Annotated in this window: 14 protein-coding genes, 3 pseudogenes and 1 riboswitch; of the genes and pseudogenes, 7 read left to right on the forward strand and 10 right to left on the reverse strand. The window is 75.1% G+C overall.

Annotated elements, in window-relative coordinates:
* The first annotated feature begins 31 nt into the window (after positions 1-31).
* Positions 32-253 (forward strand): MEDS domain-containing protein, encoded by a 222-nt coding sequence (locus tag JKP75_RS22765; RefSeq protein ID WP_200493051.1) that lies wholly within the window; start codon positions 32-34, stop codon positions 251-253.
* Positions 250-984 (forward strand): sensor histidine kinase, encoded by a 735-nt coding sequence (locus tag JKP75_RS22770; protein WP_200491483.1) that lies wholly within the window; start codon positions 250-252, stop codon positions 982-984. The genes JKP75_RS22765 and JKP75_RS22770 overlap by 4 nt, the downstream gene beginning before the upstream one ends.
* Before the next feature lie 18 nt (positions 985-1,002).
* Here the strand turns inward: JKP75_RS22770 and JKP75_RS10580 are convergent, their stop codons facing one another.
* The gene (locus JKP75_RS10580) at positions 1,003-1,419 is read right to left on the reverse strand and encodes a hypothetical protein (RefSeq protein WP_200491482.1); all 417 of its coding nucleotides are present in this window, start codon (positions 1,417-1,419) and stop codon (positions 1,003-1,005) included.
* A 118-nt stretch (positions 1,420-1,537) separates the two neighbouring features.
* Here JKP75_RS10580 and JKP75_RS24560 point away from each other — a divergent pair.
* Positions 1,538-2,206, forward strand: a pseudogene (locus tag JKP75_RS24560) (glycoside hydrolase family 3 N-terminal domain-containing protein); the annotation flags it as partial.
* Between the two features lie 16 nt (positions 2,207-2,222).
* Positions 2,223-2,741, forward strand: coding sequence for a glycoside hydrolase family 3 N-terminal domain-containing protein (locus JKP75_RS22775; protein WP_255523342.1), 519 nt, complete (start codon positions 2,223-2,225; stop codon positions 2,739-2,741).
* An 87-nt stretch (positions 2,742-2,828) separates the two neighbouring features.
* On the opposite strand, the gene JKP75_RS10590 is transcribed toward JKP75_RS22775, so the two are convergent.
* From JKP75_RS10590 to JKP75_RS23420, 5 genes and pseudogenes are all read right to left on the reverse strand, one after another.
* Positions 2,829-3,626 carry a lytic transglycosylase domain-containing protein gene (locus JKP75_RS10590; RefSeq protein ID WP_242471937.1) on the reverse strand — a complete coding sequence of 266 codons (798 nt, stop codon included), beginning with the start codon at positions 3,624-3,626 and terminating at the stop codon, positions 2,829-2,831.
* Positions 3,627-3,705: 79 nt separating this feature from the next.
* A riboswitch (cyclic di-AMP (ydaO/yuaA leader) is annotated at positions 3,706-3,858 on the reverse strand.
* Positions 3,859-3,979: 121 nt separating this feature from the next.
* Positions 3,980-4,174: a hypothetical protein gene (locus JKP75_RS21215; RefSeq protein WP_242473285.1), complete on the reverse strand. Its 195-nt coding sequence runs from the start codon at positions 4,172-4,174 to the stop codon at positions 3,980-3,982.
* Positions 4,107-4,634 carry a 50S ribosomal protein L11 methyltransferase gene (locus JKP75_RS10595; protein WP_309229746.1) on the reverse strand — a complete coding sequence of 176 codons (528 nt, stop codon included), beginning with the start codon at positions 4,632-4,634 and terminating at the stop codon, positions 4,107-4,109. Before JKP75_RS10595 ends, JKP75_RS21215 begins: the two co-directional genes overlap by 68 nt.
* Before the next feature lie 4 nt (positions 4,635-4,638).
* The gene (locus JKP75_RS23875; RefSeq protein ID WP_309229747.1) at positions 4,639-6,735 is read right to left on the reverse strand and encodes an NAD(P)/FAD-dependent oxidoreductase; all 2,097 of its coding nucleotides are present in this window, start codon (positions 6,733-6,735) and stop codon (positions 4,639-4,641) included.
* A 124-nt stretch (positions 6,736-6,859) separates the two neighbouring features.
* Positions 6,860-6,970 (reverse strand): annotated as a pseudogene (locus tag JKP75_RS23420) (hypothetical protein); the annotation flags it as partial.
* Positions 6,971-7,133: 163 nt separating this feature from the next.
* Here JKP75_RS23420 and JKP75_RS10610 point away from each other — a divergent pair.
* Entirely contained in the window at positions 7,134-7,778 is a 645-nt protein-coding gene (locus JKP75_RS10610) for a TetR/AcrR family transcriptional regulator (protein ID WP_200491478.1), read from the forward strand.
* Positions 7,779-7,782: 4 nt separating this feature from the next.
* Here JKP75_RS10610 and JKP75_RS10615 read toward each other — a convergent pair whose 3' ends face one another.
* Entirely contained in the window at positions 7,783-8,295 is a 513-nt protein-coding gene (locus tag JKP75_RS10615) for a universal stress protein (protein WP_200491477.1), read from the reverse strand.
* Positions 8,296-8,403: 108 nt separating this feature from the next.
* On the reverse strand, positions 8,404-9,189 hold the full coding sequence (locus JKP75_RS10620; RefSeq protein ID WP_200491476.1) for a DivIVA domain-containing protein: 786 nt from the start codon (positions 9,187-9,189) through the stop codon (positions 8,404-8,406).
* Between the two features lie 293 nt (positions 9,190-9,482).
* Between JKP75_RS10620 and JKP75_RS10625 the strand changes: the two genes are divergently transcribed.
* Together JKP75_RS10625 and JKP75_RS10630 are read left to right on the forward strand one after the other, a co-directional pair.
* A complete protein-coding gene (locus JKP75_RS10625; protein ID WP_200491475.1) occupies positions 9,483-10,643 on the forward strand; it encodes an LLM class flavin-dependent oxidoreductase in 1,161 nt (386 codons plus the stop codon).
* Positions 10,640-11,260, forward strand: a complete 621-nt coding sequence (locus JKP75_RS10630; RefSeq protein ID WP_200491474.1) for an FMN reductase — start codon at positions 10,640-10,642, stop codon at positions 11,258-11,260. The genes JKP75_RS10625 and JKP75_RS10630 overlap by 4 nt, the downstream gene beginning before the upstream one ends.
* A 70-nt stretch (positions 11,261-11,330) precedes the next feature.
* On the opposite strand, the gene JKP75_RS22780 is transcribed toward JKP75_RS10630, so the two are convergent.
* Together JKP75_RS22780 and JKP75_RS23880 are read right to left on the reverse strand one after the other, a co-directional pair.
* On the reverse strand, positions 11,331-11,714 hold the full coding sequence (locus JKP75_RS22780) for a glutamate synthase-related protein (protein ID WP_255523343.1): 384 nt from the start codon (positions 11,712-11,714) through the stop codon (positions 11,331-11,333).
* A 70-nt stretch (positions 11,715-11,784) separates the two neighbouring features.
* A pseudogene (locus JKP75_RS23880) lies at positions 11,785-12,906 on the reverse strand (glutamate synthase-related protein); the annotation flags it as partial.
* Between the last annotated feature and the right edge of the window lie 46 nt (positions 12,907-12,952).

Raw genomic sequence — 12,952 nt, forward strand, 5'->3', positions numbered from 1 at the left:
GGGTGCCGGCCCCCGACGGGGTCGCGCCCGGATGAGCTCCGCTGCCCCGGCGCCGCACGCGGCGGCCGGCTTCGAGCACGAGGCGCTCTTCTACCGGGACGACGACACCTTCCTGGCCGGGGTGGTCCCGTTCGTCCGCGAGGGGCTGGACCGCGGCGAGCGCGTCGTGGTCGCCGGAGCCACCCGGCCGGCTCCGGCTGCTGCAGGCGGCGCTGGGCGGCGGACGCCGCCGCCGTGCGGTGGCTGGACATGAGCACCCTCGGAGCCAACCCCGCCCGGATCATCGGGGCGTGGGACGAGGTGGTCGCCGCCGCCGGGGTGGCCGGCTGCGGGCTGCGCGGCGTCGGCGAGCCCGCCTGGCCCGGCCGTCGCGACGCCGAGTACGTGGATTGCCGGCTGCACGAGCTGCTGCTGAACACCGCCTTCGGCGGCGGGCCGGCGTGGCGGCTGCTGTGCCCGTACGACCAGGCCCACCTGCCCCGTGCGGTCCGCACGGGCGCGCTGCAGTCCCACCCCCTGGTCTCCAGCGCGGGGCGCCGCCGCCCCAGCACCGCCTACTCCCGCGCGGCCGCCGCCGAGACGTTCGGCGCTCCGCTCCCGCAGCGCACCGACGTGGCGCTGCGGGGCAGCTACGGCGCCGACGACCTCCGGGCCATCCGCGGGACGGTCGCCTCGTTCGCCCGCTCCTGCGGGCTGGCCGGCGCCCAGGTCGAGGCGCTGGAGCTGGCCGCCTCGGAGGTGGTCACCAACTCCCTGCGCCACGGCGGAGGGCGCGGCACGCTGGCGCTCTGGGACACCGAGGACGCCGCCGTCGTGGAGTTCGGCGACGGCGGGCACATCGCCGACCCGCTGGTCGGCCGCCGCCGTCCCCCGCCGGACCGGCCCGGTGGGCGGGGGCTGCACCTGGTCAACCAGCTCTGCGACCTGGTGCAGGTCCGGTCCTCGTCCCTCGGGACGACGGTCCGCATCACCACCTGGCGCTGACCCGGCCGCGTCCCGCCGTCAGGGCGACGGGTCGGGGCCCCGGTCCGGCACCGGTTCGTCCGGGCCGCCGTCCCGGCGCACCAGGTCGCCGACCGCCTCCTCGAGGCGCGCCCACGTGCCGCTCCACTCGACCAGGGGCTCGAGGATCCGCTCGAAGACGGCGAGCTGCTGGTCGAAGGCGTCCAGCTGGGCGCGCATGCCGCCGATCGCGGCCCGCTGCGCGGTCACCATCTCGGCGATGGCGCGCAGCTGGGCGGCCGACAGCGCGCCCGGCGGGCTGGGCAGGGCGGGCAGGGACAGCCGGGTGGGCACGGAGCCCGCGACGGTGCGCGCCCGGTCGGTGAAGCTCCGCAGCTGGGTGACGAACTCCTCGATCGACCGGCCCACGAGGCCGGGCGGGACGCCGCGTTCCGGTCCTGGTCGCTCCTCGGTCACGACCCGACGCTATGCCGGTCCCGGACCGGGGGCACCCCGGGCGGCAGACTCGCTCCGGGTGCCCGCCGGTCAGCGGGCGCCGAGCCGCCTCCCCCGGGAGGAGTTCCGGAGGAGAGCCATGCGCCGCACCGCCGTCCGCGCCACCGCCGTCCTGGCGTCCCTGGCCCTCGGCCTGGCGGCCTGCGGCGGCGAGGAGCCGGCGACGGGCGCGGCCCCCTCCTCCGCGACTGCTCCGCCGTCGGCATCCGCGAGCGCCGAGCCGCCGGCCGGCGGACCCGGCGACGACGCCGAAGCACGGGTGGCCGCGGCGCTGGAGGCCCTCGACCGCCGGGAGGAGATCGCGCAGCTGTTCGTGGTGGGCGTGCCCGCCGACGCGCTGGGCAGCGGCGCCGGCCTGGTCGAGCAGGGCGTCGGCGGGATCTTCCTCGCCGGCCGCCCCGCCGCCCCGGCGGCGGAGCTCGCCGAGCTCACCGCCGGCTGGCAGGCCGACGCCACCGGGCCGGGGCTGTGGATCGCCGTCGACCAGGAGGGCGGCGCCGTGCAGACCCTCAAAGGCCCGGGGTTCGACCGGCTGCCGCCCGCCACCGACCAGGGCGACCTGCCCGCCGGGCAACTGGCCGAGCTGGCCGGCCGGCTCGGCAGCCAGCTGCGCGACGCCGGCATCAACCTCAACCTGGCTCCGGTCGTCGACGTCGTGCCCGCCGGCACCGAGGACACCAACGGACCGATCGGCGTCTTCGACCGGCAGTACGGCAGCACCGGCGCGGAGGTGACCCCCGCGGCGGGCGCCGTCGTCGACGGCCCTGGCGGCGGCCGGGGTCACCGCCACGCTCAAGCACTTCCCGGGTCTCGGACGGGTCCGCGGCAACACCGACGACACCGCCGACGTCGTCGACCCGGTGACCACCGCGGGCGACGACCAGGTGACCGCGTTCGCCGGCACGCTGGCCGCGGCCGATGCCCCGCCGATGGTGATGACGTCCTCGGCGACCTACGGCCGGATCGACCCGACGGCCCCGGCGGCGTTCTCCCCCGTCGTCGTGCGGGAGCTGCTGCGCGGCACGCTCGGCTTCACCGGCCCCGTCATCTCCGACGACCTCGGCAACGCCGCCGCCGTGGCGGCCACCCCGGTGGGCGAGCGCGCGATCCGCTTCCTGGCCGCCGGGGGCACGCTGGTGCTCACCGTCGCCCCCACGACCTTCCCGGCCATGCTCGAGGCGGTCGAGGAGCGCAGCGCGGCGGACCCGGCCTTCGCCGCGACCGTCGACGCCGCCGTCCGCACCGCGCTGCTGGCCAAGGCCGAGGCCGGCCTGCTCGACTGACCCCGGACGCAACGGTTCCGCCGGGATCGGTGATCCCGGCGGAACCGGTGGGGCGTGCAGCGCCGGGTCAGTGCCCGGCGCGGGGGCTCAGTACCAGCCCTTGGCCTGCGAGTGCGCCCAGGCGCCGCACGGGGAGCCGAAGCGGTTGTTGATGTAGATCAGGCCCGCGTCGATCTGCCGGTAGCCGTCGGAGGTCTTGGCGATCCCCGTGCCGGCCCAGGTGCTGTTCAGGAACTGCGGGATGCCGTACGCGGTGCTGGTCGGGTTCTGCGCGTTGGGGTTCCAGCCGCTCTCCTTGCCCCAGAGCTTCTCGAGGCAGGAGAACTGCCCGCTGTCGCCACCGAGCTTCTGCAGCGCGTAGCTCTGGTAGGAGCCCGACGGCGCGGCGGCGGCCGAGCCGGCGGCGGCCCGCGGTGCGGCGGGAGCGGGGGCAGGAGCGGCCTTGCGGGCGGCCTCGGCGGCACGGGCCGCCTCCGCCGCACGGGCTGCCTCGGCGGCGCGCGCGGCCTCGGCGCGGGCGGCCTCCTCGGCGGCGATCCGGGCGGCCTCCTCGGCCGCGAGCCGGTCCCGCTCGGCCTGCTCGGCGGCGAGCTGGTTGAGGGCGGCGGTCGCCTGGTCGGCGTCGCGGGCGCTGCGGCTGGCGGCCAGCTCCTGGAGCGGCTCCACGGCCGCGGCGTCCAGCACCGAGCTCTGCTCGATGCCCAGCTGCTGGGCGACGCTCATCGACTCGGTCTGGGCCTCGGCGTGCGCGGCGGGCTCGCCGGCGGCGAGGGTGTTCACCATCAGTGCTCCAGCGGCGGCGACGCCGAGGAACAGGGCGGAGCGGCGCGGGCCCACGGGCGGGCGGCGGCGCAGGCGTGCGTTCAGGGTGGTGCGGAGGTTCATGAGGGGGGTGAGCTCCGGGTGTCAGGGCGCAGCAGAACGGCCGCCCTCGCAGGGGCGGCGTCGTGTTCCGCAGCTGTCCAGTTCTTCCGTGAGCCGCCTACCGAGTTAGCTGACGGGTTCGGGCGGGAAGCAGCCCTACCCGCTCCGGACTGGAGATCCGGAGCCGGGATTCACCCCAGTGGTGCGGTGGGTCCCCGGTTCGCCTCGCTGGGCGATTCGGCGGCGCCCGGCGCAGCGCCCCCGGTGGGGGGCCGCCTTCCGGACCGGTCCAACGTAACCGGCGTTATCGCGCCGTGACAAACGCTGGCGCGAATTCCTCGCGTGACGCATGTCAAATGCGTGAGGTGTTCCCGTCAGGGCAGGCGCCACACCGTGGTCCTCCGCACACGGGCCGGACCGGCCGCCGAGGCGTCCCCGTCGGGGATGTCGTGCACGGCGGCCTCGGTGAGCCGGTCGTGCGGCAGGTAGGGCCGGCCGGGGTCACCGACGAGCACCTCGGCGCCGGCGGCGCGGGCCGCCTCCAGGAAGGGCAGCACCTGCTCGGTCATGGTCCGGTCGTAGCAGACGTCCCCGGCCAGGACGACGTCCACGGCCGGGTGGCGCCTCCCCCAGCAGGTCGCCGACCGGTTCGATCCCCGACACCCCGTTGAGCGCCGCGTTCTCCGGGATGGCCGCCCGGCCGAAGGGGTCGATCTCGCTCGCGATCACCCGGCCGGCACCGGCCACGACCGCGGCGACCGCCACCAGGCCGCTGCCGGCGCCGAGGTCGAGCACGGTGCGGCCGGCGACCAGCTCCGGGTGGTCGAGCACGTACCGCGCCAGCGCCTGGCCACCCGGCCAGGCCGCGGCCCAGAACGGCGGCTCCTGCGCCGTGCGGCCCTGCTCGACCGCCATCGCCTCCCAGAGCGCGACGACGTCGGCGGCGACCAGCAGCTGCACCTCCGGCACCAGCGAGGGCCGCTCGGGCCGGGTGTGGGCGCGGATGAAGGAGGCGGGGACCGACGTCACCCGGTCAGTCTCGCGCGGCCGCCGCGCGGCGCGCGCCGATCCCCCGGGCGACCAGCCGCCAGTAGGCGCCCGGCCGGAGCCGCACCAGCACGTCGGGCACCGTCGCGCTCAGGCCGATGAGCAGCCGGGGTCGGCGTCGCTCGATGGCGGTGACGATCCGGGCGGCCGCCTTCTCGGGCGGCATGCGCAGCAGCCGGGCCATCTGCTCGCGGCCGGCCGCGACCTCCTCGGGGTCCACCCCGGAGCCCAGCCGCGCGGTCTCGGCGATCCGCGTGCGGATGCCGCCGGGGTGGACGACGGTCACCCCGACGCCGTCGTCGGCGAGCTCGTGCCGCAGCGACTCGCTGAAGCCGCGGACGGCGAACTTGCTGGCGGCGTAGGCGGCCTGCCCGGGCGGGGCGAAGATGCCGAAGATGCTGGAGACGTTGACCAGGTGCGAGCCGGGGTTGGCCTTGAGCACCGGCAGCAGCGCCGCGGTCAGCCGGACGACGGCGCGGAAGTTGATCGCCAGGACCCAGTCGAACTCCTCGAGCGTCACCTGGTCGAAGCGCCCGCCGAGGGCGACGCCGGCGTTGTTGACCAGCAGCGTCGTCCCGGGGTGGGCGGCCGCGAGCTGCGCGCCCAGGGCGTCGGTGGCCGCCTCGTCCACGAGGTCGGCGACATAGGTCTCGACCTCGAGTCGAGGGTGAGACCGGCGGATCCTGTCGGCCACGCCGGCCAGCCGTTCGGCGTCCCGATCGACCAGCACGAGAGCGCTGCCGCGGTCGGCGAGCTGGACGGCGAGGGCCTCGCCGATGCCGCTGGCCGCGCCGGTGACGATCGCGGTGCCGCCGGCGAACTCGTAGCCGCGCATCAGGCGGCCGCCCGCTCGGCCCGGGCAGGAGCGGCGCTGAAGGTGATGCCCTCGTCCTCGAGCGGGCCGCGGCGCATGAGCTGCACGTCGCGGATGTAGTTCTGGTGCAGCCGCCACGGGGTGCGCCGCCCCTGCTTGGGCAGCTGGGCGAGGCTGCGCTGCACGTAGCCCGCCGCCAGGTCCAGGAAGGGCAGGTCCGCGCCCTCCGGCGGGGCGAGCGGGGTGGCGACGGCCATGGCCGCGGCGGTCCAGGTGCTGGAGCAGCCGGCAGACGTAGCGGTTCACCAGGTCGGCCTTGAGCGTCCAGGAGGCGTTCGTGTAGCCGATGACCATGGAGAAGTTCGGGACGCCGGAGAGCATCATCCCCTTGTAGGAGACCGTCTCCGAGACGTCGACGGGCTCGCCGTCGAGGCGCAGCTCCATGCCGCCCATCGCCAGCAGGTTGAGCCCGGTGGCGGTGATGACGACGTCGGCGTCGAGGTGCCCGCCGGACGCCAGCTCGATACCGGTCTCGGTGAAGGTCGCGATCCGGTCGGTGACGATCGAGGCCGAGCCCTCGCGCAGGCTGCGGAACAGGTCGCCGTCGGGGACGAGGCACAGCCGCTGGTCCCACGGGTCGTAGGGCGGGTTGAAGTGCTCGTCGACCGCGAAGCCGGCCGGCAGCTGCTTCTCGGTGAGCCGGCGGATCAGCTTCCGGACGCCGTTCGGCCAGCGCCGGCTGGCCTGGAACAGCGCGGTGGACGTGAGCACGTTCTTCCACCGCACGATCGGATAGGCGACCTTCGCGGGCAGCCGGCTGCGCAGGAGCTCGGCCAGCGGGTCCTTGCCGGGCAGCGACAGGATGTAGCTCGGCGTCCGCTGCAGCATGGTGACCGAGGCGGCGTCCTCGGCGAGGTTGGGCACCAGGGTGACCGCGGTGGCGCCGCTGCCGATGACGACGACGCGCTTGCCGGTGGCGTCGAAGTCCTCCGGCCAGTGCTGCGGGTGGATCAGCTCGCCGGCGAAGCGCTCCTCGCCGGGGAACTCCGGCCGGAAGCCCTCGTCGTAGCGGTAGTAGCCGGAGCAGACCGACAGCCAGGAGCAGGTCAGCTGCACCGTCTCCCCCGTGTCGGTGCGCCGGGCGGTGACCGTCCACCGCGCGTCGGCGCTCGACCAGTCGGCGGAGAGCACCTCGTGGTGGAAGCGGATCTTCTCCTCGACACCGTGTTCCCGGGCGGTCTCGACGATGTACTCGCGAGATCGACTCACCGTCGGCGATCGACTTCGGGCCGGTCCAGGGCTTGAAGGCGTAGCCGAGGGTGAACATGTCGGAGTCCGAGCGGATGCCGGGGTAGCGGAAGAGGTCCCACGTGCCGCCGATGGCCCCGCGCGACTCCAGCACCGCGTAGGTCTTGCCGGGGCACTCGGCCTGCAGGTGGCAGGCGGCGCCGATGCCGGACAGGCCGGCGCCGATGATCAGGACGTCCACGTGCTCGGGACTCATGTCCACACTCCAGGAACGGGCCGGCCGCGGGGGTCGGCGGTTCGGGCTCGGGCGTCGGGCGTCCGGCGGCCGCGGAACTGCGCACCGCGGACGCTATCGACGCTCTGTCGAACGAGTCAACAGGGTGTCGAGTTACGCGTCGCGCGCCGGTAGCCTCGCCCGCATGTCCGACGACGCGGCACCGCCGGGAGGGCGCGGCCGGCGCCCGGCGCGCACCTCCGGCGACGACCGGGAGCTGGCCATCCTGGCGACGGCGGAGCGGTTGCTCGAGGAGCGGCCGCTGGGCGCCATCTCGGTCGACGACCTGGCGCGCGGCGCCGGCATCTCCCGACCCACCTTCTACTTCTACTTCCCGTCCAAGGACGCCGTGCTGCTGACGTTGCTGGACCGGGTGGTCGCCGAAGCCGACGCGGCGATGGACGCGGTCTTCGACGGCTCGGTGGTCGAGCCGCGCCAGGGCTGGCAGCGGGCGCTGGCCGCCTACCACGACACCTTCCGCACCCACCGCGCGCTGACCGTCGCCTGGGCAGAGGCCCGCGCGGGCAGCGCCGAGGTGCGCCGGCTGTGGGCCGAGGTCGTCGAGCGCTGGGTGCAGCGGTGCACCGCGGTCATCGAGGCCGAGCGGGACCGCGGCGCCGCACCGGGCGGCCCCGCGGCCCGCGACCTGGCGATCGCGCTGACCTCGATGAACGAGCGGGTCATCTACGGCTCGCTCAGCGGCGACGGGCCTGCGGTCGCCGCCGACGACGTCGTCCCCGTGCTGCTGCGGATCTGGCTGTCCGCCGTCTACGGCGACGAGCCGGGCTGACCGGTCAGAGCTCGACGGCGGCGTTCTCGCCGGTGACCGCTTCCAGCTCCCGGCCGGTGGCACCGGTGCGGACGACGGTGACCGGGCACGGCGCGTGCCGCACCAGCTTGTCGCTGACCGAACCGAGCAGCAGGCCGGCGAACCCACCACGGCCGCGAGCACCCATGACGACCAGGCTCGCGCCCTCGGCCGCCTGCATCAGCGCCTGCTCCGCGGGGCGGTGCACGACGTGGCAGGTCCAGCGCACCGACGACGGGAGGCCGGCGGCCCGGACGTGCGCCGTGAGCTCGTCGTGGACCGCCTGCTCCCACTCCGGCAGCGGGGGGACGTAGCCGGCCGACCAGCTGGCCGGCTGCGGCGCCGAGGTCATCGACCACGCGCGGACGACGTGCACCTCGACGTCGGCGCGGGCGGCCAGCCGACCGGCCCACACCAGGGCCTCCTGCGCGCACTTGGACCCGTCGTGACCGACGACGATCCCGCCGTCGATCTGCACGGTCTTGGCGACCTCGCTCACCGCTGACCTCCTGGACTCTGCTCCGGCGGCACGGCGCCGCACCAGCGGAAGACTCTCACTCCTCCACGAGCGAGCCACCGCCGGAGTGCCCGAACCGCTCCCCGGGGGTCAGGACGGGGTCGGTGCCGGCCGCCCGACCAGCACCAGCTCGTCCCCCGTGGCGCGCGGCGCACCGGTCGGCGCCACGTGGGCGGGGTCGTACTCCATCCCCTCGATCGCGACGTTGCCGGAGCCCGGCGCGTCGGGCACCGTCGCGGCGATCACCTCCAGGGCCTCGCCGATCCGGCCGCTGAGCCCGCGCAGCGACCGGCGGGCCTCGTCGCGCTGCCGGTTCAGCTCGGCCACCTGCGCCCGGAGCTCGGTGAGCTGCTCCGCGGCCAGCCGGTCGCGCTCCTCGGCGGCCGCGCGGAGCACCTCGGCGGCCTCGGTGCGGGCCCGCTCCAGGCTCGCCTGCGCCTCGGCCTGCTCCCTGCGGGCGTGGTCGCGCAGCTCGTCGGCGGCGCGCACGGCCATCTCCTTGATCTCGTGGGCCTTGCGCAGCCGCGCGTCGGCCTCGCTGCGCGCCTCGGCCACCAGGCGCTCGGCCTCGCGGGCACCGGCGTCGACGAGGGCAGCGGCCTCGTCGGCGGCGAGCTGCAGCATCTCCTCGACCCGCTCGGACACCGGGAACACCCGGCCCCGCGGAGCCTCGGCCAGCAGCCGGCGGGAGATCTCCAGCTCGGCGGAGCAGGCGCCGAACCGGGCGAGCAGGTCGTCGACCTGCCGGCGGACGGTGCGCAGCTCACCCTCGGCCCAGGCGACGTAGGTGTCGACCTCCACCGGGTCGTAGCCGCGCAGCTTGCCGCGGAAGACCGGCGCGGACCCCAGCAGCGCGTCCAGCGGTCCGGTGAACACCGGCTCCGGGCCGTCGCCCCCACCCGGTCCGCCGGCTCCGGTTCCCGATCGCTCGGCCATCGCGCCGCCCCCTCGCACCTCGCCGTTCTCCGATCCGGACAGTGCCAGACCCCGGCACCGAGAGCGGCGCGTCGTGACCGGACCGTGAACTACTCCCGGCATCGTCCGGCAGGCCGTGGCGAGTCGGCTACCCAGCGGGGTCGCCCCCCTCCCCCCAGCGCGGGGAATGCGGTGCGCCCCGCGGAGGTTCCGTGAGACAGTAGTTGCACTCTCAACCAAGTCGAGGAGCGGTCATGCAGTTCGGCGTCTTCACGGTCAGCGACATCACGCAGGACCCCACCACCGGGCGCACGCCGTCCGAGGCCGAGCGGCTGCAGGCGGTGCTGGCCATCGCGAAGAAGACCGAGGAGGTCGGCCTCGACGTCTTCGCCCTCGGCGAGCACCACAACCCGCCGTTCTTCTCCTCCTCCCCCACGACCACGCTGGCCTGGATCGCGGCGCAGACCTCCACGCTGCAGCTGTCCACGGCCACCACGCTCATCACGACCAACGACCCGGTGAAGATCGCCGAGGACTACGCGATGCTGCAGCACCTCGCCGGCGGGCGCGTGGACCTCACCCTGGGACGCGGCAACACCGGCCCGGTCTACCCGTGGTTCGGGCAGGACATCCGCAACGGCATCGAGCTCGCCGTCGAGAACTACGCGCTGCTGCGCCGGCTCTGGACCGAGGACGTCGTGGACTGGCAGGGGAAGTTCCGCACCCCGCTGCAGGGCTTCACCTCGACGCCGCGTCCGCTGGACGGCGTCCCGCCGTTCGTGTGGCACGGCTCGATCCGGTCCCCGCAGATCGCCGAGCAGGCCGCCTACTACGGCGACGGCTTCTTCCACAACCACATCTTCTGGCCGCCGGAGCACACCCAGCGAATGGTCGAGTTCTACCGGCGCCGCTTCGAGCACTACGGCCACGGCAGCGCCGACCAGGCCATCGTCGGCCTCGGCGGGCAGGTGTTCATGCGGAAGAACAGCCAGGACGCGGTGCGCGAGTTCCGGCCCTACTTCGACAACGCGCCGGTCTACGGCCACGGGCCATCGCTGGAGGAGTTCTCCAGCCAGACGCCGCTGACCGTCGGCAGCCCCCAGCAGGTCATCGAGCGCACGCTCGGGTTCCGCGAGTACGTGGGCGACTACCAGCGCCAGCTGTTCCTCATCGACCACGCCGGGCTGCCGCTGAAGACGGTGCTCGAGCAGCTGGACCTGCTCGGCGAGGAGGTCGTGCCGGTGCTCCGCCGCGAGTTCGCCGCCCGCAAGCCCGCGCACGTGCCCGACGCCCCCACCCACGCCGCCCGCGTCGCGGCCGCCGGCGGGAGCCGCGACCTCACGGTGCACGCCCCCGGCGACGACGTCACCGGCCAGGCGCGTGACGAGGCCCGCGAGGAGGTCGAGGTCCGATGAGCACGCGGACGCTCGCCGTCGTCAGCGCCGGGCTGGGCACCCCCAGCTCGACCCGGCTGCTGGCCGACCGGCTCACCGCGGCCACCGTCGCCGCGCTCCGCGAGCGCGGGATCACCGCCACCGTGGAGGTCGTCGAGCTGCGCGAGCACGCCCGGGACCTGGCCGACCACCTGCTCACCGGCTTCGCCAACGAGCCCCTGCGGGCCACGGTCGACACGGTCACCGGCGCGGACGCGGTCATCGCGGTGACGCCGATCTTCTCGGCGTCCTACAGCGGGCTGTTCAAGACGTTCTTCGACGTCCTGGACAAGGACGCGCTCGCCGGCACCCCGGTGCTCATGGGCGCCACTGCCGGCACGGCCCGGCACTCGCTGGCCCTCGAGCACGCCCTCCGCCCGCTGTTCGCCTACCTGCGGGCCACCGTCGTCCCCACCGCGGTCTTCGCCGCCTCGGAGGACTGGGCCGGCGGCGAGGGCACCGGTGGCGCGCTGGCCGACCGGGTCGACCGCGCGGCGGGCGAGCTCGCCGACCTGGTCGCCGGGCGGCCGCCGGCCGCGCCGGTGGACCCCTTCGCCGACCCGGCGACCTCCTTCGAGGACCTCCTCCGCGGCCGCTGACCCCCGTGGGGCAGAAACGGCCATTTCTGCCCCAGGGGGGCCGGGTCCGCCCTCGACCTCAGGGTGAGGGTCAGCCGACGGCGTCGGGGGACGGCGGGGCGCTGCCGCCCTGCGGCGACTCCCCCGCCATGATCGCGGCGATGGCCGCGCGGTCGGCCGCCGAGGGCAGCCCCCAGGACGGGTGGTAGCCGTACACCTCGTGCAGCGGGGACGACGCCGTCCGCCCGGTGAGCACCTCCACGGCGCCCGCGTCGATCAGCCCCGGGTGCTCCACCCCGCAGGCCTCGGCCACCTTGAGCAGGTCGCGGCGCAGGGTCTGGACGTAGTTGGCCGCCCGCACCGACTTCAGCGCCGGGTCCAGGCCGTGCGCCAGCCAGGCGTTCTGGGTGGCGATGCCGGTCGGGCAGGTGTCGGTGTGGCATTTCTGCGCCTGGATGCAGCCGATCGCCAGCATCGCCTCGCGGCGCCACGTTCACCATGTCGCAGCCGAGCGCGAACGCCACGACCCCGTTGTCCGGCAGCCCCAGCTTGCCGCCGCCGATGAACACAACGTCCTCGTGCAGACCCTTGCGGGCGAAGGTGGCGTAGACGCGGGCGAAGCCGACCTGGAACGGCAGCGACACCGAGTCGGTGAAGATCAGCGGCGCGGCGCCCGTGCCGCCCTCTCCCCCGTCGATCGTCACGAAGTCGACCCCGCGGCCACCGGCGGCCATCCGGTCGGTGAGCTCCTCCCAGAACGCCATGTCGCCGACGGCGGACTTGATGCCGACCGGCAGGCCGGTCGCCTCGGCCAGCAGCTCCACCCAGTCCAGCAGGCTGTCGACGTCGGAGAACTCGGCGTGCCGCGAGGGGCTGATGCAGTCCCGGCCCTCGGGGATGCCGCGGGTGGCGGCGATCTCGGCGGAGACCTTCGCGGCCGGCAGCACTCCGCCGAGCCCCGGCTTGGCACCCTGGCTGAGCTTGATCTCCAGCGCGCGCACCGGCGCCCCGGCGACCAGGTCCTGCAGCCGCTGCAGGTCGAACCGGCCGTGCTCGTCGCGGCAGCCGAAGTAGGCCGTGCCCAGCTGGAAGACCAGCTCGCCGCCGTGCCGGTGGTGCGGGGACAACCCGCCCTCACCGGTGTTGTGCAGGCAGCCGGCCAGCGCGGCGCCCCGGTTGAGCGCCTCGACCGCGGCACCCGACAGCGAACCGAAGCTCATCGCCGAGATGTTGACGACCGACGCCGGGCGGAACGCGTGCCGGCGGCCCCGCGCGGCGCCGAGCACCTTGGCGGCGGGCAGGTTCACGCCGTGCCCGGCGTGCACGTCGGACGCCGGGACCGCCCGGCCGAAGGTCTTGTGCTTGATGACCGGGTACCCGGCGGTGTACTCGAGGTCGTTGTCGGTGCCGAAGCCGAAGTAGTTGTTCTCGCCCTTGGCCGAGGCGTAGACCCAGCGCCGCTGGTCACGCGTGAACGGGCGCTCCTCGTTGTTGCCGGCCACCAGGTACTGCCGGAGCTCGGGCCCGAGGGACTCGAGCAGGTAGCGGGCGTGCCCGACCACCGGGAAGTTGCGCAGCAGCGTGTGCTCGCGCTGCACCAGGTCGCGGGTGGCGACGGCGGCGACGGCGGCGAGCCCTGCGGCCGCCGCGCGGATTCCGCGGTTCATGCACCCACCATCGCAGCGCGACGCCGCGGGCGACAGCCGAACCGGC

The sequence above is a fragment of the Blastococcus sp. TML/M2B genome, from assembly GCF_016612865.1.
Taxonomy (GTDB): domain Bacteria; phylum Actinomycetota; class Actinomycetes; order Mycobacteriales; family Geodermatophilaceae; genus Blastococcus.